A 19589-nucleotide genomic window follows, 5' to 3' on the forward strand; every position below is an offset into this window, starting at 1 on the left:
AGGGCTTTTTCTGCAAGGATCGGGCGGGCACACTGCATGCATTCCCGGGCCATCGCCGCCTGGATCTTCACCCCCAATTTTGGAGTTTTACATGAGCATTCCCCAATTCGGCGTCGGCACGTTCCGTCTGCAAGGCCAGGTCGTCATTGATTCCGTGCGCAACGCGCTGGACGTCGGCTACCGCGCCATCGATACCGCGCAGATCTACGAAAACGAAGCCGACGTCGGCCAAGCCATCGCCGAATCCCGCGTGGCGCGCGCAGACCTGTTCATCACCACGAAAATCTGGGTGCCCAACATGGCGCAGGACAAGCTTGTACCCAGCCTGGAGGACAGCCTGGCCAAGCTGCGCACCGACTACGTGGACCTGACCCTGATCCACTGGCCCGCGCCCGGCAACGGGGTGTCGATCGCGGAGTGCATGGGCGCGCTGGCCGACGCCAAGTCGCAAGGCCTGACGCGCCAGATCGGTATCTCGAACTTCCCCATCGCCGAAACCCGGGAAGCCATCGAAGCCGTGGGCGCTGACGCCATCGCCACCAACCAGATCGAACTCAGCCCCTATCTGCAGAACGCCGCGCTGACCGCCTTCCTGAAGGAACAAGGCATCCACGTCACGTCGTACATGACGCTGGCCTACGGCAAGGTGCTGAAAGACCCGGTCATTCAGCAGATCGCCCAACGCCACAACGCCACGCCCGCGCAAGTGGCGCTGGCCTGGGCGCTGCAACGGGGCTATTCCGTGATCCCCTCGTCGACCAAGCGCGACAACCTGGCCAGCAACCTGCTCGCCCTGCAACTGCGCCTGACCGAAGAAGACATGACGCAAATTGCCGCGCTGGAACGCAAAGGGCGCGAAGTCAGCCCCGACGGGCTGGCCGCGAAGTGGGACGAATAGGAGCAGGACGAACAGGCGTAGGACGATCAGGCGTCGTCACACGCTTGTCGGGCGTTTCCCGCATGATCGCCACGAAGGCGTCGACCAAGGGGTTGTGGTTGTCCGGATGGCGGGCGGCGGCCAGTTCCGCGCGGAAGGCGCCGGGGCCGCGTATGCCCACGTAAGCCAGCACATCCATGCGCATCCGAGCCAGTGACGCCGGCACGACCGCTGCGCCAAAGCCGGCTTCGACCAAGGTCAGAATCGTGGGAATCATGCTTTCCTGCACGATGTTGGCGGGCTTGCCCGCCACTTCGATCATCTGCCGCAGCACCTGGCTGAAGTAGCGCGAGCGATCGCGCGCATAACCCACCAACTCAAGCTCAAGCACCTGCGCCATCGTCACCCAGCGCTTGGCCGCCAAGGGGTGATCCGCCCGCAACGCCAACACCATCGGCTCGGAATACAGCGACACCGGCGCCAGGTCGGCATCCGCGAAGGGCGGCCGCAACAATGCCAGGTCCAGGCGCCGCTGGTGCAGGGCTTCGGGCATCTCGCTTGAATTCATCTCTTGCAGGTCGAGCATCACGCCGGGATAGCGCTGGCGAAACGCGAATAGCGCCTGCGGCACATTCGAATACGCCGCGCTGGGCGTCAGGCCGATGGTCAATTGACCGGCCTCGCCGCTGGCCGCCTGCCGCACATGGCGGATGGTTGCGTCATGCTCGGCGGCCATCATCCGGATGCGGCGTTGCAGTTCAGCGCCCGCCGATGTCAGCCGGACAGATCGGGTGGTGCGCTCCAGCAACTGCACGCCCAGCTCTTCTTCCAGCTTGCGCACGCTTTGGCTCAAGGGCGGCTGGCTAAGATGCAGCCGTTGCGCGGCGCGTCCAAAATGCAGTTCTTCCGCCACCACGGCAAACACGTGCAGCAATCGGCTGTCGATCAGCATTTATTTTCCTGGTGAATCAATAGACAGAGAATAAGGTATTAGACAACCTAATCCCCCTTTCCTACTATGCGCTGACAAATCAACCGGGGGATGCCATGCGCACGACTACTGCAACCATCAAACTTCTGGCCGGCGCCTTCGCCGCCAGCCTGTCCGTGGCGTCCGCCAACGCCTGGGCACAAGCCGCGTATCCCACGCAGGCCATCAAGTTCATCGTGCCCTACGCGGCAGGCGGCAGCTCAGATACGCGCTCGCGCCAACTGGCGCAAAAGCTGAGCGATTCGCTGGGCGTGCCGGTCGTGGTGGACAACAAGCCAGGCGCCAGCGGCAACATCGGCACCGGGCAGATCGCCACCGCCAAGCCCGACGGCTACACCATCGGCCTGGGCAACTTCGCGCCGCTGGCGGTCAACAAGGCGCTGTACACCATGCCCTTCGACCCGGCGCGCGACCTGACGCCCATTGCGCTCATCGAGCGTGGCCCCATGGCGCTGGGTGTAAGCGACAAGTCGCCCTACGCCAACCCCGCCGCGTTGATCGAAGACGCCAAGCGCAACCCCGACAAGCTCAACTATGCGTCCACCGGGGCCGGTAGCGCCTCGCACCTGAGCAGCGAACTGTTCAAGGACCAGGCCGGCGTGAACGCCACCCACGTGCCGTACCGGGGTGGCGCGCCCGCCGTCAACGACCTGATCGCCGGCAACGTCGACTTCTATATCGAACTGCCCAGCCTGTTCCTGCCGCACGCAAGCGGCGCTACGCCCCGCATCAGGATGTTGGCGGTCGCCGCCGACAAGCGCGTACCCGGCTTGCCCGATGTCCCGACCTTCAAGGAATTGGGCATGCCGGACATGGTGGTGTCGAACTGGTTTGGCGTCGTCGCGCCGGCTGGCACTCCGCCCGAGGTGATCAAGACCCTGAACGAGCACATCAACCGTGCGTTGCAGGACAAGTCGTACCGCGAGATCGTGGAATCCCAAGGCGGTGAAGTGGCTGGCGGCACGCCGGAGCAGTTCAGTGCCTTCATCGCCAGCGAAAGTGAGCGCTGGACACAACTGATCCGCCAAAAGCAGATCAAGGTCCAATGATGCGGGGTGCACTGATGCGGGGTGCACGCGACGCATGGCTGCGCAGCAAGGATCAAGACGCCGCCATTCAGGCCTGGACGTGGCTGGCCGAGCCGGCCGACACACCCACGGCCGCTGGCCCGCGCAATGCCCTGGCGGGCGTGGGCTTCGGCGTCAAGGATGTGATTGATGTCGCGGGCATGCCCACCCGGTCCGGCTCGCTTGCCACCTCGCCGGAACCGGCGCGGTGGGACGCAAGCTGCGTGGCGCAGTTGCGCACGGCGGGCGCCGTCCCGATCGGCAAGACGGTGACGGCGGAGTTCGCCTACGCCGCGCCCGGCCCCACCCGCAATCCCCACCACGCCTTGCACACGCCGGGCGGATCGTCCAGCGGTTCGGCGGCGGCGGTGGCGGCCGGCATGGTCGATATCGCGCTGGGTACGCAAACGGGCGGGTCGATGATCCGGCCGGCGGCGTTTTGCGGCGTGGTCGGCTTCAAGCCCACCTTCGGCCGCGTCCACCGGCAGGGCATGAGCGTGCTGTGCGACTCGCTGGACACGATAGGCTGGTTCAGCCGCACCGTGGCGCAATCCCGCGAGGTCGCGTCCGTGTTGCTTCCCCAAGCCGAGCCTGATCATGCATCCACGCGCGCACCGCGCGTTGCCATGCTGGCGTGCGAGGCCATCGGTACGCTGGACACGGCGTCGCGCCAAGCCCTGGATGATTGCGCCATGCGGCTGCGCGAACAAGGGGCCGACCTGATCACGCCCGATGTGGACGCCGACTTGAAGTCGCTGCTGCACCTGCACACGCAGATCATGCACGCGGAACTGGCACGCGGCCTGCTGTCGATTGCGCGCGGTTCGCAGGCCGACTTGCTGTCGCCGGTGCTGCGCAACGCGATCAAGCTCGGCCTGGAGATTTCGTATGCCGACTACGTGCAATGCCAGCAGGCCCGAGATCGATTGTCGCAAGACTGGCTACGCCGCTTCGGCGAGATCGACATCATCATTGCGCCCAGCGCACCCGGCCCCGCGCCCAAGGGCTTGCAGTCGACCGGCTCGTCAGTCTTCAACCGCATCTGGTCGCTACTGGGATGGCCCGCGCTACATCTGCCTACAGGCCAGGCTGACAACGGATTGCCGGTGGGTGTGCAATGGGTGGCACGCCCGGACCAGGATCACGCCTTGCTTGCGTGGGCGGCGGACTGGGGCACGGCGACGGGGATGGCAACGGCACGCTGAGCCAGGCATCGCCTCAAAGCCGCTCGTGCATGCGCTGCCGACTTGGCGTCACATTTTATTGACGTCACTTGGCATACAGTGCTTCATAGCATCTTGAACCAGAGATTTTTATGAAGCCAAGCAAGCCGTCAAACAACCCGCCTAGCAAGAACCCACCCAAGAATCCCAGCAACCTGACCGGTATCCAACGCTACGACGCCCCCGCCGGTGGCTGGGGTGCGCTCAAGGCCACCGCCCAGGCCGTGGCTGACCAGATGCGGATCGCCGAGGCGCCCGTCCTGCTGCTGCGCACCAACAAGCCGGACGGCTTTGACTGCCCGGGCTGCGCCTGGCCCGACAAGGCCCATACGTCCACCTTCCAGTTCTGCGAAAACGGCGCCAAGGCGGTCACCTGGGAAGCCACCAAGAAGCGGGTCACGCCCGAGTTCTTCGCCGCGCACACCGTCACCGAACTGCTGACCTGGAGCGACCACAAGCTGGAAGACGCCGGCCGCCTGACGCATCCCTTGCGCTACGACGCCGCCAGCGATACCTATCAGCCCATCTCATGGGACGCGGCCTTTGCCCACATCGGCCGCACGCTGTCCAGCGTGCCTGACCCCGACATGGTGGAGTTCTACACGTCTGGCCGCGCCTCGAACGAGGCCGCCTTTCTCTTGAGCGTGTTCGCGCGCGAGTTCGGTACCAACAACTTTCCGGACTGCTCGAACATGTGCCACGAGGCCACCAGCGTCGGCCTGCCGCAAGCCATCGGCATCGGCAAGGGCACGGTGTCGCTGGATGATTTCGACGCCTGCGACCTGATCATCTCGATGGGTCACAACCCCGGCACCAATCACCCGCGCATGATGGGCACCTTGCATGAATGCGCCCGGCGCGGCGTGCCGATCATTGTGTTCAACCCCTTGCGTGAACGCGCGCTGGAACGCTTTGCCGACCCGCAAGACCCCATTGAAATGGGCACCTTCGGCTCGACCCGCATCGCGTCCACCTACTACCAGGTGAAGGTCGGCGGCGACGCGGCGGCGCTCAAGGGCATCATGAAGGCGCTGGTGGAGGCGGACCGCAAGGCGCCGGGCGCGTTGGATCACGCCTTCATCGCGGAACACACGAACGGGTTTGATGCCTACGTCCAGGACCTGGACAACACCGACTGGGCTGACATCGAACAGGCCAGCGGCCTGGCGCGCGCGGAACTGGAACAGGTGGCCGCCGCCTACGCCAAGTCCAACGCCACCATCGTCACCTACGGCATGGGCATCACCCAGCACGCGCGCGGCACGCAGAACGTGCAGCAGATCGCCGCGCTGCTGCTGATGCGGGGCAACTTCGGCAAGCCCGGCGCCGGCATCTGCCCGTTGCGCGGGCATTCCAATGTGCAAGGCAACCGCAGCGTCGGCATCACCGAAAAGATCGACCCGGTGATGTTCGACAACTTTGAAAAGACGTTTGGCTTTCGCCCGCCCGAACGCCATGGGCATGACGCCGTCGACGGCATGAAGGCGATGGTGAACGGGGACGCGCGCGTGCTGATCTGCCTGGGCGGCAACCTTGCCATGGCGCTGTCCGACACAAGCCAATGCGAGGCCGGCATGCGCCGCCTGGACCTGGCGGTGCACATGAACACCAAGCTGAACCGCTCGCAGTTGCTGATCGGCCGCGACGCGATCATCCTGCCGGTGCTGGGCCGCACGGAAAGCGATGTGCAGGCCGGCGGCGCGCAGTCGATCACCGTCGAAGACTCGATGTCGATGGTGCACGCCTCGCGCGGCAAGCTGACGCCGGCGTCCGAGCACCTGCGTTCCGAACCCGCCATCATCGCCGGCATCGCCGCCACCACGCTGCCCGACAGCCGCGTTCCGTGGCTATACCTGGTGGAAGACTACGGCCGCATCCGCGACCTGATTCAACAGGTCTACCCGGACTTCCACGGCTACAACGAACGCATCCTGAAGCCGGGCGGCTTCCGCCTGCCGCTGCCCCCCACCGAGCGCATCTGGAAAACGCCCTCGGGCCGCGCTGAGTTCCTGCCGTTCAAGGGTTTGCAGGAAGATCCCGCGATCACCCCTGGCAGCCTGAAGCTGACGACCTTGCGCAGCCATGACCAGTACAACACCACCATCTACGGCCTGGACGATCGCTACCGTGGCGTGTTCGGGCGGCGCGATGTGCTGTTCATGAATGCGTCCGACCTGACGCGCCATGGTCTGGAACCCGGCGACGAGGTCGAGCTTCAGACCGACCTGCCCGGCCAGTCCCACCGGCGCCTGCGCCTGACGGCGATTGCCTACGACATCGCGGCCGGCTCGGTCGGCGCGTACTACCCCGAGGCCAATGACCTTTGCCCGCTGGACTACCAGGACAAGCAAAGCGGCACGCCCAGCTACAAGTCGATTCCGGTGGTGATTCGTAAGGTGGCCTGACGCGGGACTGGAGAAGCTGCGGCCCTAGCGAAGCTCCAACGTCGCCCCGATCACCCGCATCGTCGGCATCAACTGGCGCCAGGCGTCTCGGGGTATGGAGGCCGGGCGCTTCAATTCGGCGGCGGCGGGGTCGTTCAACAGGTCGCCCTTGCAGGCGAACACGATGCTGTTGGTCATGTCGTCGTCCACCACTTCGAACATGGCCGGCCCGAACGATGCGCGCACGCGGGCCAGGTAGTCGTGGTGCATGGGGTGGTTAACGTGGTAGTTGATGACCAGAATGCCGTCGTCGCGCAGCGCGCGGAAGCAGTCGGCGTAGAACGCTTCCGAACACAAGGCATCGGGGATGCCGCCCACGCCGTAGCCGTCCAGGAAGATCACGTCGGCGTGGTCAGACAGGCCGCGCAGGTGGTCGGCCGCGTCGGCCTGGATGACCTGGAAGCGGTCGTCGTCGCGCGGCACCATGAAGGTGTCGCGCAGCGCAATGACGGCGGGGTCGATCTCGACGACTTCAATGCGGGTGCCGGCCAGGTAGCGATAGCAGAACTTGGGCAGCGAGCCGCCGCCCAGGCCCACCATCAGCATGCGGGCGGGCTCGGGCTTGAACAGCACGAAGCCCATCATCATCCGCGTGTATTCGATTTCCAGCGCGTCGGGATTAAGCACCGACATGCTGCTCTGAATTTCCTTCTGCGTGAAATGCAGCGTGCGGCGCGTGCCCGCGTTCTGAACGAAGGGCCGGTGGATGGATGCGGGCGCGTCGCCAGGCGCGGAGTCGGGTGGCGATGCGTCGACGGGAAGATGGGGGTCGGACATGGGCGGGGCTTGTGGTGAAAACAGGCACAAGATACCACCAGCAATAGGCCGGCCATCACTCCGCGCGCTTGCGATGGCCCGCCCCTACCGCGCCTGCGACGGCTTGCCCCTACTTGCGGACCCAGCGCCCCAGGCCCCCATCGTCGTAGAACTTGATATCCAGGCCGTTGGCCTGACCTTCGCCAGGGTCCGTCTGGAACACGACTGAAGCCAGCGAATCCACCAGATCCGCTTCCCCGGCGGGCGCGAACGCGAACGTGTCGCCATCCCAGTGCGTCATCGGAAAGCGCATGCCCTTGGGTCCCAGCACCAGCGTCAGCGCGCCGTCGGCCTCCTGGATCTCGGCAGGCCCGTAGTAGGCGTTGTCATAGCGGCCCACATACTGGCGCAGCGGTTTGGCGGGCGTGGGGGTCGCGGGCTTGGCGATGCCGGAAAGATCGGCCTGCGGTTCAAAGAAGCCCAGCATGGCGCCGTGATAGGCCGCGTACCAGTCGCGCGTGGGCTTGCCGTACAGCGCCGTATCAATAAACGTTGCGGCCACGGATTCCGCCGCGCCCACCGGTGCGCCGTTGGTCAACACCACGATGCCGATACCGGCGGACGGCACGATCTTGAACGTGGTGCCCGTGCCCATCAGGAACGCGCCGGAATGCCCCATTGACGGGCGTCCGCCCAGTTCCGTGTTGACGTTGAAGCCGTAACCGTAGAAGCCGGAACGCGCATCGATGTCGTGGGCGCGCGCGCTGAATGATTGCGGCGACAAGGCAGGCAGCAGCGCGCTGGCGGCAATCATGGGCTTGCCCTGGTATTGGCCGTTGGCCAGCAACAGCTTCAACCATTGCGCCAGATCCACCACCGTGGAGGACACGCCACCTGCCGGCGCCTGTTGATCGGCGTTGCGCTGCCCCAGCGGCACGAACGCACCCTTCTGATAGCCATGCAGCACGGCGCGATTATCGTGCGCCAGAAAATCGTTGTAGCGATAGCTGGTCGACGTCATGCCCAGCGGCGCGAACAGCAGGTCTTGCGCCAGGCTTTCCCACGGACGGCCCGCCGCCTTCGCCACCGCCTCGGCGCCGATCGTCGTGCTGAAGTTCGCGTAGTGATAAGACGTGCGAAACGCGTCCAGCGGTTGCAGCCGCAGCCGCGCGATGACCTCAGCGCGCGTGTAGCCCAGGTCTTCCAGGTCGTCGCCCGCGGTGCCCGGCAGGCCGGAGCGGTGCGCGAAGAAATCGCCGACGGTGCCGTGCGTGGAGACGTAGGCGTTGCTGAGCGCGAAGTCCGGCAGATACCGCGCAACGGGGTCATCCCACGACACCACGCCCTTGGACACCTCGATGGCCGCCACGGTTGCCGACAGCGACTTCGAGATCGACGCAATCTGGAACACCGTGCGCGCATCCACGGGTGCGTTCTTGCCTGCCTCGCGCGTGCCGTAGCCCTGGGCCAGCACCGTCTTGCCATCGATGACGACCGCCACCGCCATGCCTGGCACCTGACTGCGCGCCATGATGTCCTGGACGATGCCCGGCAGCGCCTTCACCGCCAGGTCCTTGCTGCCCGCCGGAATCGCGATGGCGTCGGCGGGCGGGCTGGCGTGGCTTTCAATGGCGATGGGCTGCGCCCGCGCCGTCATCGAACCGCCCAGGGCCAGAACGACAAGGCTGGCGATGATGGTGTGTGTGTTCGTCATGGTGCCCTCTCAGAAACCCGCTTGATACGCGATGCGGAATACGCCCTGGTTGATGCGGATGGCCTGATCGCGCTGATGCGTGATGCCGGCCTGAATGATGAAGCCCATCGGCGTCACGTAGGTGACAGCGCCCGATAGCGCCCAGTCCCAATCGTCTTGCAAGCCGTACTGCGCCAGCTTGCCGTCACTGCCGGACAATTTGCGCGCGGCGGCCGTGGCGGTGAATTGCCAGCGCTCGCGCGACAGCGATACCGACGTCACCCCATTGCCGTTGCCCACCGGCGCGCCCCGGAACGCGCTGGCAAAGGTGGCCTCGTTGAACCAGCTCAGGCTCCAGGCATCGGCCAGCGGCGCGTCGACCCGAAACCGAGCGGAAACCGTGTTGGCGCTTTCGCCCTGGCCCGGGTCCACGTGCAGCCGGCCGGCGTCCACCCCGCCCGACAGCCCCTCCCAACCCGGCAAGTCTCGAAAGTCGTAAGACACGATGAACGATTTCAGTTGGTCGCTGAACGCCGGCGGCTGGTCGGGCCGGATGAAGCCGTCGTCCACGCTAAGCCGATGGTTGAGCGCCGTGTCGTCGCGCTTGAACAGCATCGCCGCCACCGAGTGCGTGCCGTAGCCGCCGGCGTCGAAGGTGTAGCGGCCGCCCAGGCCGATGGACCCGCGAAATTCCGAGTTCTCGTTAAAGCCGCTGTACAGGCCGTCGATGACATGCCAGGCGTCGCCGAAGCCCAGGTCCATCTTGCCGCCATAGAGCGCGTAGCGGTCCGCCGTATAGGCCGCGAACAGGTTGTCCAGGTCCACGCCCAGATCCGAAAAGGCGTTGTCCTGGGTCTCGTTGTTTGACGAGTTGAGCGTGGCCTTGGTCCGGATCGAGAACCGCTGCGTCAGTTGCAACACCAGCGCGGCTTCCGCCGTGGGTTGCACGCTGCTCCAGTGCGAACGCGGAATCTGTCCGTTGTCGTCCTTGATGCCGAAAAACTCGGTGTAGCCGGTCATCAGCAAGAAGCGGCCATTCACGTGCGGGTAGTCATCCGCGCCGTCGCCCAACTGGCTGTAGGGGGTCAGGAAGATCTCGGTCTTGAAAGGATCAGGCCCCTCTTGCGCGGACGCGGCGCCGGACGCCAGCGCGACCAATGCCATGGCGCGGCCAAGCGCTCTTGTCATACGCGCGCCCATTGCTGGACACCGGCCAGCCCCGATCACCTCGCCAGCTCGGCCGCCAGCTCGCGCACTTGGGAATGGATGTTCCCGAACATGGCGAAGTTGACCCGGCTGGCGACGACGAACACGCCCAGGCCACGATTGGGCGACAACACCGCATAGCTCATGAAGCCGCCCAGGCCGCCGCTTTTGCCCAGCAGCAACGGCGCGCCATTGCGCGGCAGGCTCATCACCCAGCCCAGCCCCATGCCGTCGGCATCGGTCACTTCCGTGCCCACCACGGACTTCAAGCCGTCATACGGCAGCCACATCGTGTGGGCCAGGGTGAACGCTTCCTTGCCCTGCCTGGCGCCGTCCAGATGCCAGCGCATCCAGCGCGCCATGTCGCCCGCCGTGGAATAGATGCCCGCGCTGGCGTACATCACGTCAGGCACCGGCGCGTTCGGATCGGGTTTGTCGAAAGGATCCAGGCCCGTCATCAAGCGCTTTTTCTGCGCGTCGTTCAGCACGTTGGTCGTGTCGACCAGGCCGGCGGGCTTGATGACTTCGTTGGCGAGCACCGTGGAATAGTCGGCGCCCCCCGCCCGGGCCAGCGCATCGCCCAGCAGGCCGAAGCCCAGGTTCGAGTACAGGGTGGTGGTGCCGGGCCGATAGGCGGGCGGGTTGGCGCCGATCCACTTCCAGTAGTACGCGCGGTCGAAGGCCGCGAAGGGATTGTCGGACGGCTTGGCGTTCGGGTCCGGCAGCTCGCGCGGCAAGCCCGCCGAATGCGTGGCCAGGTCCAGCAGGGTGATGGGGCGGCCCTGGGTCTGGACAGGGGCCTTGTCGGGTGCGTACTTGGCCAGGGGGTCGGTCAGCTTGAGCTTGCCCTGGGCCGCCAGCGACGCCAGCACGTCGCCGGCGAACACCTTGGATACCGACGCGATCCGGAAGATGGAATGTTCGTCCGGCTCAACACCATTGCCCGGCGCCGTCTCGCCGTAGCCCTGAATGACGACGTCGTCGCCACGCACCACGGCGATGATCAGGGCGGGCGCGCCGGCGTTCAGGTACAGCTGCATGCCGGCCATGGATACGGCGTCTTGCAAGGCCAGGTCGGTGGCGCGGGCCGGGGCCGTGCCTAGCGCGCAAGAGGCGGCAACAGCCAGGAAGGTAAAGCGTGAAAGGACGCGAGACGCCAGCATGCCGATTCTCTCAAGAGTGCCCGGGGAAGCGGGAATCCCGCCAAGCGAGATGATCCCAAAAACTTCGGCATTGGCCACATTGCAAGGACGAAACAACATTCCGGCATGACGAATGGCATGGCGGGGGCCACGCCCCGGGTCAAAGCCCCGGGTCAAATCCCCATGCGTTCGCGCAGCGGCTTTCGGTACGAGCGTGACACCGGCCAGGCGCTCTCGACCGACCGCATCCGGATCAGCCACTTGTCGACGCTGCGGCGGTCGACGTCCATGACATGCAACGCATTGGCAATGGCGGTGCGGTGGACCCGGAAGAAGATCTTCTCGGGCAGCAAGGTCGACCACAGCCCCAAGGCGCGGGAATCCAGCACCATCGAGCCGTCTTCCAGCCAGATCTCGCTGTAGTTGCCGGCCGATCGCACGCCCACGATCGTCTCGGGCTGCACGCCGCGCACCACGCCGCGCATCGTCAGATAGACCACGGACATGGCGCTCTCGTGCATCGCCGTCCGGCTCTTCTCGAGACTGTGCGAATACTTGGCCTGGCCGATCAGATTGGCGCATTGGTACAAGGCGTTGATCTCGGCGGCGGACCAGGTCCGATGCAGGACGGTGGTGTCGAAACCGATGATCCCGCATAGCTTCTTGTCGTGGAATACCGGCACGCTCAGCACGCTCTTGTTGCCCTGGCGCACGAATTCGGCCTGGATGATGCGTGCGGTGCGCGGCAGGTCGTGCACATCGTGGATGGCCACGGCATAGCCTTGCACCATGAACTTGTGCAGCCATGCGATCAGCGTCGTGGGCACATCCTGAAGTTCGGCGACAAAGGGCTGCGTCTGGCCCCGGCACCATTCATGAGTGTTGCGAAAGCGGAGCATGTCGGGCCGGTATTCAATGAACCAGGCGCGGTCGACATCCGAGGTTTCGCCCATGAAGGCCAGCAGCTCGGCGATGGCGTCATCGACCGGGCGCTTTAGCAAACTCATCGCGCATCGATACAGCCACTTCAGCGACGAGTCAGGCGCGAGTTCGCCTATGGTGTGCGTCTGGTATTGGACTGCATCCTTCACTGCGTTTCCCCTGGCGACCGGATCGAACATCGTCCATGTGCTGCCATGCAGCACGCCAAGCGGCGATTTTCACTCCGGCCCAGGGCAAAGACAAGCTTGAATCAGGAAGATGCGCCGCCAAACAGATCCGCCTGGCGGGGGTCCGCGGCGGTCAGGTCGTAGCCGATCTGCTCGGCCACCTCGCGCAGGATGGCCTGCGCCAGATTGAACGCGGTGTTGGCGGCGGGCACGCCCGCGTAGATCGCGTTTTGCAACAGCACTTCCTTGAGCTCGTCGGGCGTCAGGCGGGACTCATCCGGCGCCGTCAACGCCGCGCGCACATGCAGCTCGAACTCTTCCCACCGGCCCAGCGACAGCGTCACCGCCAGCACCATCATGCGGCGGGCCTTGTGCGGCAAGCCCGGACGGCTCCAGATATCGTGCCAGGCATAGCGCGTGATCAGGTTCTGGTAGTCGGCCGTGAACGTGGTGGCGCGGTCCAGCGAGCGCTGCACCCATTCATCGCCCAACACGGCGCGGCGGTTGGCCAAGCCCCGCTCGAAATCGTCTTGCCGGCTCATCTGATACCCCTTTTGCGTGAATGCGTGAGGATAGGGGCGCAAGCTGAACATCCGCCCGCGCCCCTTGTCGATCAATTCACCGTGATGTTATTGGCTTTCACGACCTCGGCCCAGCGCACTTGTTCGGCGTCGACGAACTTGGCGAAGTCGGCCGCGCTGCTGCCCACGGGGGTCAGGCCCAGCTTGCCGAGCTTTTCGCGGGTGTCGGGGCGGGCCAGCGCTTTCTGCACCAGGTCTTGCAGCTTGGCCACCACGGCGGGGTCGGTGCCGGCGGGCAGGAACAAGCCGTTCCACTCGGCCACGTCAAAGTCCTTGATGCCGGCTTCGCCGACGGTAGCCACGTTCGGCAGTTCGGGCATGCGCTTGGCCGACGATACCGCCAGCGCCTTCAGCTTGCCGCCGCTGACGTAGTTCAGGCTGGACGCGGCGTTGGCGAAATAGACGTCAACCTGCCCGCCCATGACATCAACAATGGCCGGCGCGCCGCCCTTGTACGGCACGTGCACCACGTCGATGCCCGCGTCTTTCTTCAGCAGTTCGGCGGCCATCTGCGCCAGGCTGCCCGGGCCGTAGGACGCAAACGTGTAGCGGCCCGGGTTGGCGCGCGCGGCCGTGATGAAGTCAGGCAGGTTGTTGAAGGCCGAGCCGGGCGCCGCCACCAGGATGTTCGGCACGCTGACGGCCTGCGAGACCGGCACGAAGTCCTTTTTCACGTCGTAGGGCAGCTTGCGCAGCGCCGGGTTGATCGCGAAGGCGGACGCATCGAACAGCACCGTGTAGCCGTCCGGCTTGGCACGCGCCACGTAGGCCGCGCCGATAGCGCCGCTGGCGCCACCCTTGTTTTCGATGACCACGCTTTGGCCGGCTACTTCGCCCATGCCTTGCGCGATGATGCGCGCGGCGTTGTCGGCGCCGCCACCGGCGGAATACGGCACCACCATGGTGATGGGTTGCTCGGGATAGCCGGCGGCGTGAGCCGTGCCCAACGCGCTGGTCAGGCCAATGGTGGCGGCCAGGGCCGCGATGTAGGTTTTCTTCATGTGTGCTCCTCAAGTCCCCCCTACGGGGATGTGAAATGGATCATGGAATCGTGGCGCGATCCGCCTGGCAAAGTCAGACGGTCGCGATGGGGTTGACCGGCGCGCCCACCAGACCGGGCACGTACATGGGTGCGGCGGTCAGGAAAAAAGCGTGTCGGCCATGCTGGCGCAACCATTGCGCCAGCGGGGTCAGGTGCCAAAGCTCGCCCAGCGGCAGGCCCAGCTTGAACAGGCATTGTTCGTGCAGGGGCAGCAGCGGCCCCGTGCCCGTATCCAGGTGATGGTTGCGCAGTTCCACGGCGTGGTTGTCGGCGGCGATGGCCGCGATGCGGCTCTCCTTTATCCACGCCAGCAGTTGCGCGTCCGCGCCATCCAGCACGCAGCAACTGGTCTTGAGCCGGTCTTGTTCGTCGTCGCCCAAGGTCAGCGCCAGATCGGCCAGGCCGGTGTGCAGGCACAGCACGTCGCCCGGGCGAACCTGCACGCCATCGGCCTGCATCACGTCCATCAGGTCGCGGTAGGAGACCTTGCGATGCGCGTCGCCAAAGCGGGCGCGCAGGTCCACCATCACGCCACGGCCCTGGATGCCGTGCCGCGCCATCGGGGCAATGGACAGGTCTTGGGTGCCGGCAAAGTTCTCTGATTGAGGTTCGCTGACGGTAAAGCCGTTGTAGCCGGTGGGCTGCGCGTCACCGGTGCCATGTGCGTCGTACATCGATCCCACATGACCCAGCGCGTCCCATTGCGTGGAGTACTGCGGCGACAGGGTGACGCGGTCATCGCTGACAACGTCGGTGGCGCCGGGCACGTCGCGCGCCAAGGGGTAGCGGTAGACCGGCACGCCATTCTTTTCAGCGGCTTGGATCACCGGGCCCTTGCGGCGCGGGTTGAGCACGGGTGCGCGCGGCACCGTCAGCGGCAGGCTCAAGGAAAACGACAGGCCGGTCTGAATTTCGGCAACAGCGGCCAAGCGCGCCTGGCTGTCCAGGTAATTAAGGGTGCCGAGCTGGTCGTCATGCCCGAAGTCCCCCCAATTCGATCCTTCCGGCCGATGCCCGTAGCGGCGTGCTTGATTCATGGCTGCTGTCTCCTCGTCCTGTCACGGACGAATTTTGCTATCGTTTTGTTACGGCTTATTGCACCACAGCGGATTGCATTAATTGCTCGATTTCCTGCTCGGTGTATCCCAGGGTGGACAGTATTTTTTCGCTGTGTTCCCCCAAACTGGGCGCGGCGCGGCCGGCGGCGCTGTCGTTGGTGCTGTCGTTGGTGCTGTTTTTCGCGCTTCCGATGGCGTTCTCGGTGACCGCTTCGGGGGCCTTGCCTTCGCTGGCAGCGGCCTGGCCGGACGCACCGAAATGCGCCCATTGCGCCAGGCCCAGATAGTTGCCCGCCTGCTTGCTGTGATACGGGCGCATCAGCCCCATGGCTTCCACCTGCGGGTGGTCGAACATGTCTTCCACCGGGCGCACCTCGGCGCAGGGCACGCTCTGGCCAAAGCGCTCGGCCCATTCACGGGCGGAGGCGCGCGACAAGGCCTGGCGCACCAGCGGCACCAGCACGGCCGCCTGCGCCGCGCGCTTCTTGACGGTGTCGTAGTCGGGGTGGTCGGCCAGGTCAGGCAGGTCCAGATGGCCGCACAGGGCGCGCCAGAAATGCGGCGTGTTGGCCGACAAATACAGATGGCCTTCGCGCGTGGGATGGATGCCCGTGATGCCGCCCGAGCGCATGTCGCGCTCAAGGTGGCGCGGCTCGCCCTCGGCCCACACCAGGCGGGCCGATTGCATGGCCAGCGCGCTACCCAGCAGCGATACCTCGATGGCCTGGCCCCGCCCCGTCTTCTCGCGCTGGTAAAGCGCCGCCGACACGCTGTTCGAGATCAACGCGGCGCCGTAGTAGTCCACCACCGATCCGTACAACACTTCGGGCGGGCCGTCGGCCTTGGCCTGCGCCGCGCACATGCCCGTCATCGATTGCAGCACCTGGTCGTAACCCGCATGGCGCGCCATGGGGCCGACCGCGCCGTAGCCCGTCATGGCGCAATAGATCAGGCGCGGGTTCACGGCCGACACGGTGGCGAAGTCTATCCGCAGCCGTTCCGGCACGCCCGGCCGGAAGTTATGGACCAGCACATCGGCCTCACGCACCAGCCGAAGCAGCACCTCGTGGCCGGCCTCGTCCTTCAGGTTCAGGCACAGGCCGCGCTTGTTGCGGTTGATGCCCAGAAAGGCGCGGCTTTCAGCCGCCAGTGTGGACGGGTACTTGCGCAGGTTGTCGCCTTCGGGCGGCTCCACCTTGATCACGTCGGCGCCCATGTCGCCCAGCAGGGCGCAGCCGTAGGGGCCGGCAATGTAGGCGCTCAGGTCCAGCACCTTGATGCCTGCCAGCGGCAGGTTGGCGGGGGATTCAAATTCCATTTTTTGGTTCACTTAATGTCCATGGCCTGGCGCGCGTCAGGCGGCCCGGCCGGCTGCCAGCAGCACATCGCGGGCGCGTTGCACGAAGGGCGCGTCGATCATCTTTCCGTCCAGCAGGAAGGCGCCCACGCCGTCCTGCTCGCGGCTGGCCGACACAATCCGCTCGGCCTCGGCGACCTCTTCGGCGCTGAAGCCGAAGACCTCGTTGGCGATGGCGACCTGGCTGGGATGCACGCAGGATTTGCCCAGAAAGCCCAGCGAACGGGCCAGCTTCGCTTCCGCGCGAAAGCCCTCGGCATCGCGCACGCGGGCATAGGCCGCGTCCATGGCGTACTTGCCCGCGCAACCGGCACCCAGCCGCAAGGGCAGCATCACCGCGCGCAGCGTTTCGGGCTGGTAACGGTCGATACCCAACGGTTCGAACAGATCGGCCAGGCCCAATTGCAAGCCGGCCACACGCGGATGCGCGGCGGCCAACTCGGCCGCGCTGGCCAAGGCGCGCGGGGTTTCCACGGTGATAAGGAATTCATTCTGAAAGCCCGCGGCAATGGCTTGGGCGGCGGCCTCGCACAGCGCCGTGGCGCTTTCCACCTTGGGCAGATTCAGCAGGTCAATCGGCAAGCCGCCCAGCGCGTCCAGGTCGGCGGCAAAGTACGGGGTATCGGCCGCATTCACGCGAACGATAATTTTCTTGGGATGTAGCGCCTGCGCCGACGCAAAGCCGGGGGAGGCCAGCCAGTGGGCCAAGGCATCGCGCGCCTCTTGCTTGCGCGTGGGGGCAACAGCGTCCTCCAGATCGAAGGACAGCGCGTCCGCCTGGCTGGCCATGGCTTTATCGAAGAGGTCCGGGCGCGAACCCGGCACGAATAGCTTGCTTCTCATTGGTGTCTCCTGGTGGCATTGTGGCGCTGCGCCACGGCGTCAGGGGACAGCCAAATTACGATAAGAAGATAGAATATCTATCGTTATGAACACCGACTTCCTACATACGCTGGCCGCCGTGGGCCAGCATGGCTCCATGGCCGAGGCCGCTCGCCGCCTGGGGTTGACCCATGGCGCCGTGGCGCAACAGGTGCGCAAACTGGAGCAGGAACTGGGCGTGCCGCTGGTGGCGCGCGCCGGCCGCACGGTGCACCTGACGGCCAAGGCGATTGAACTGATCGGCCCCATGCGCGAGGTCCTGGAGCGCATCGAGAAGATCCGCTACCTGGCGCGATCCGACGAAATGATGGGAGAGCTGAGGCTGGGCGCCGGCAACACCGCGTTGAATTCCATGGTGCCGGCCATCCTGGAACATCTGGTCAGCCGCCACCCGCTGATCAACGTCGAGATTCAGCCGGGGCATTCGGTGCGCTTCTATCCCGCCATTGAAAGCGGCGAACTGGATGCCGCCATCGCCCTGGAGGCGCCTTACCCGCTATCCAAAAGCCTGGGCTGGCAGTTGCTGCGCGAAGAACCCTATGTGCTGGCGGCGGCCCCACGCCACGCGGGGCGGCATCCGCACAGCCTGCTGACCACCGAGCCGTTCATCCGCTATCAGCGCAGCGACTGGGGCGGCAGCCACGTCGATGACTATCTGCGGCGGGTGGGCATCACACCGCGTGAACGCTTCGAACTGAACGCCATCGAGTCGATCGCGGTGATGGTCAGCCGCGACCTGGGCGTGGCGATCCTGCCGCAATCGACCAACGGCGCGATCGAACGGCTGGGCCTGTTGGCGCTACCGCTGCCCGAACACTGCGAACCGCGCCGCTTCGGGCTGATCTGGTCACGGGTGTCGCCCCGGCTGGCGCTGATCCGGGCGTTTCGTGACATCGCGGTGGTGGAGTACGCCAAGGTGCAACTACCCGGCGCACCCCGCCCCGGTGCGTGACGCCGGCAAAGGCGTATCGGCCGAGGTATTGCCGGCGAACTTGCGGATCTTCTCGGCCAGTTCCGGTGTTGGCCGCTCATAGCTGTAGCAGTACGGCGGCGTGGGGGCTGACTCGGGGCGGTAGTCCTGAAGCACGGGCTTGGCATCGCCCAGGTACAGGTTGTCTTTCAAGCGCAAGAAGGCCTTGTAGTCGCGCGTGTAGCCATGCACGGCCTTCAATTTTTCATAGGCGCCGCGATCCGATTCGCCGTTGTCCAGCGCGCTGCGTCCGGAGGCGATGGGAATGTAGCGGCAGTAGTTCACATTGATGCCTTCCACCGTAGGGAAGAATTCCGGCTCGACGCATTTGCGCTTCGTGTCGTTGTTGAAGATGTTTCCTTCGACCAGCGCTTTCGCTTCCAGGCTGAAGCTCATGCCGTAGAAGTCCCAGTTTTCAAGCAGGTTGTTGAACAGGTGGAAGGTGCCGAATTGCCCGCGCGGATTGCGCTGCACGGTATTGAAAAAGTAATTGTGGTGCAGCGTCACGCGGGCAATGGAATCGCGCTCGTAGTTGTGGAACAGGTCTTTGGACGTAATGTTGTTCAGCAGCATGACCTTGTTCGAGTTATGGAACTTGGTCCATGAAATCGTGACGTCGGTCGAGCCGTTCTTCACGTTGAGCAGCCGGTCGGACATGCGCGACAGATCCATATGATCCACCCACACGTCGCGGCTGCCATTGGCCACGTTCACCGCTTGCGTCAGCCGGTTCAGGCGCCCGTCTATCGTCAGATGCGTCAGGATCACGTTCTGGCTGCCATACACGCCCAGGCCGTCGTCGATCAATGCGACACGCTTGCCGCGTCCATCGATCGTGGTGTTCGACGGCACGCGAAGCTGCTTCTTCAGCACAATCGTCATGTCGGACGCAAAGCGGATCCACGTGGGTCCTTTCTTGGCTTGCGCCAGCGCGGCGCGCAGCGTGCCCGGCCCCGCGTCCTGGTCGGAGGTGACCTCGATCAACCTGCCGCCCAAGCCGCCCGTGGCCCGGGCGCCGTAGCCCTCGCGCTGTTGCAAGAGCGACGAAACCCAGGCGCAGCTTGCATCCGGGGTGGCGCACGATTCACTGGCTGCGGCGGTGCCGCCCGCCAACATGGCGAAGGCCGGAATGGCCCAGGCCAGCAAGCGACGCAACGCCTTCATTCCGGGCTTCGCTCGGGTCTTCGTTTC

General features: G+C 65.3%; 17 protein-coding genes. 5 read left to right on the forward strand and 12 right to left on the reverse strand.

Translation table 11 applies throughout. The features are described from left to right. Positions 1-91: 91 nt before the first annotated feature. A complete protein-coding gene (gene dkgB / locus CVS48_RS04615; RefSeq protein WP_100853450.1) occupies positions 92-898 on the forward strand; it encodes a 2,5-didehydrogluconate reductase DkgB in 807 nt (268 codons plus the stop codon). Here dkgB and CVS48_RS04620 read toward each other — a convergent pair. Continuing rightward, entirely contained in the window at positions 861-1829 is a 969-nt protein-coding gene (locus CVS48_RS04620; protein WP_100853451.1) for a LysR family transcriptional regulator, read from the reverse strand. The two genes, dkgB and CVS48_RS04620, sit on opposite strands and share 38 nt — an antisense overlap. Before the next feature lie 95 nt (positions 1830-1924). Here CVS48_RS04620 and CVS48_RS04625 point away from each other — a divergent pair, with 95 nt between their 5' ends. The 3 genes from CVS48_RS04625 (at position 1925) to CVS48_RS04635 (ending at position 6563) form a co-directional block, all read left to right on the forward strand. Then, positions 1925-2917, forward strand: a complete 993-nt coding sequence (locus tag CVS48_RS04625) for a Bug family tripartite tricarboxylate transporter substrate binding protein (RefSeq protein ID WP_100853452.1) — start codon at positions 1925-1927, stop codon at positions 2915-2917. A gap of 14 nt (positions 2918-2931) precedes the next feature. Then, complete coding sequence (locus CVS48_RS04630; RefSeq protein ID WP_100857506.1) at positions 2932-4140, forward strand: amidase; 1209 nt, start codon at positions 2932-2934, stop codon at positions 4138-4140. 110 nt (positions 4141-4250) lie between these two features. Then, positions 4251-6563, forward strand: coding sequence for an FdhF/YdeP family oxidoreductase (locus tag CVS48_RS04635; protein WP_242001368.1), 2313 nt, complete (start codon positions 4251-4253; stop codon positions 6561-6563). A 24-nt stretch (positions 6564-6587) separates the two neighbouring features. Here CVS48_RS04635 and CVS48_RS04640 read toward each other — a convergent pair whose 3' ends face one another. The 10 genes from CVS48_RS04640 to CVS48_RS04685 form a co-directional block, all read right to left on the reverse strand. After that, a complete protein-coding gene (locus CVS48_RS04640; protein WP_100857508.1) occupies positions 6588-7379 on the reverse strand; it encodes a fused MFS/spermidine synthase in 792 nt (263 codons plus the stop codon). Positions 7380-7488: 109 nt separating this feature from the next. Next, a complete protein-coding gene (locus tag CVS48_RS04645; protein WP_167400946.1) occupies positions 7489-9072 on the reverse strand; it encodes a serine hydrolase in 1584 nt (527 codons plus the stop codon). Positions 9073-9081: 9 nt separating this feature from the next. After that, positions 9082-10239 (reverse strand): hypothetical protein, encoded by a 1158-nt coding sequence (locus CVS48_RS04650; protein WP_100857510.1) that lies wholly within the window; start codon positions 10237-10239, stop codon positions 9082-9084. A gap of 35 nt (positions 10240-10274) precedes the next feature. Then, complete coding sequence (ampH, locus tag CVS48_RS04655) at positions 10275-11420, reverse strand: D-alanyl-D-alanine-carboxypeptidase/endopeptidase AmpH (RefSeq protein WP_100853453.1); 1146 nt, start codon at positions 11418-11420, stop codon at positions 10275-10277. A gap of 152 nt (positions 11421-11572) precedes the next feature. Next, positions 11573-12490 (reverse strand): GAF domain-containing DNA-binding protein, encoded by a 918-nt coding sequence (locus CVS48_RS04660; protein WP_242001367.1) that lies wholly within the window; start codon positions 12488-12490, stop codon positions 11573-11575. Positions 12491-12591: 101 nt separating this feature from the next. Beyond that, positions 12592-13050: a carboxymuconolactone decarboxylase family protein gene (locus tag CVS48_RS04665; protein ID WP_100857512.1), complete on the reverse strand. Its 459-nt coding sequence runs from the start codon at positions 13048-13050 to the stop codon at positions 12592-12594. Between the two features lie 71 nt (positions 13051-13121). Continuing rightward, positions 13122-14090, reverse strand: a complete 969-nt coding sequence (locus CVS48_RS04670; RefSeq protein WP_100853454.1) for a tripartite tricarboxylate transporter substrate binding protein — start codon at positions 14088-14090, stop codon at positions 13122-13124. Between the two features lie 73 nt (positions 14091-14163). Continuing rightward, complete coding sequence (locus CVS48_RS04675; RefSeq protein ID WP_100853455.1) at positions 14164-15168, reverse strand: cyclase family protein; 1005 nt, start codon at positions 15166-15168, stop codon at positions 14164-14166. Positions 15169-15223: 55 nt separating this feature from the next. After that, the gene (locus CVS48_RS04680) at positions 15224-16507 is read right to left on the reverse strand and encodes a CaiB/BaiF CoA transferase family protein (RefSeq protein ID WP_100853456.1); all 1284 of its coding nucleotides are present in this window, start codon (positions 16505-16507) and stop codon (positions 15224-15226) included. A 36-nt stretch (positions 16508-16543) separates the two neighbouring features. Beyond that, positions 16544-17389 (reverse strand): HpcH/HpaI aldolase/citrate lyase family protein, encoded by an 846-nt coding sequence (locus CVS48_RS04685; protein ID WP_100853457.1) that lies wholly within the window; start codon positions 17387-17389, stop codon positions 16544-16546. Between the two features lie 85 nt (positions 17390-17474). On the opposite strand from CVS48_RS04685, the gene CVS48_RS04690 reads away from it, so the two are divergent. Further along, positions 17475-18380: a LysR family transcriptional regulator gene (locus CVS48_RS04690; RefSeq protein ID WP_100853458.1), complete on the forward strand. Its 906-nt coding sequence runs from the start codon at positions 17475-17477 to the stop codon at positions 18378-18380. On the opposite strand, the gene CVS48_RS04695 is transcribed toward CVS48_RS04690, so the two are convergent. Next, on the reverse strand, positions 18351-19562 hold the full coding sequence (locus tag CVS48_RS04695; protein WP_100853459.1) for a pectate lyase family protein: 1212 nt from the start codon (positions 19560-19562) through the stop codon (positions 18351-18353). The two genes, CVS48_RS04690 and CVS48_RS04695, sit on opposite strands and share 30 nt — an antisense overlap. Between the last annotated feature and the right edge of the window lie 27 nt (positions 19563-19589).

This window comes from Achromobacter spanius (assembly GCF_002812705.1).
In the GTDB taxonomy this organism is placed as follows: domain Bacteria; phylum Pseudomonadota; class Gammaproteobacteria; order Burkholderiales; family Burkholderiaceae_B; genus Achromobacter; species Achromobacter spanius.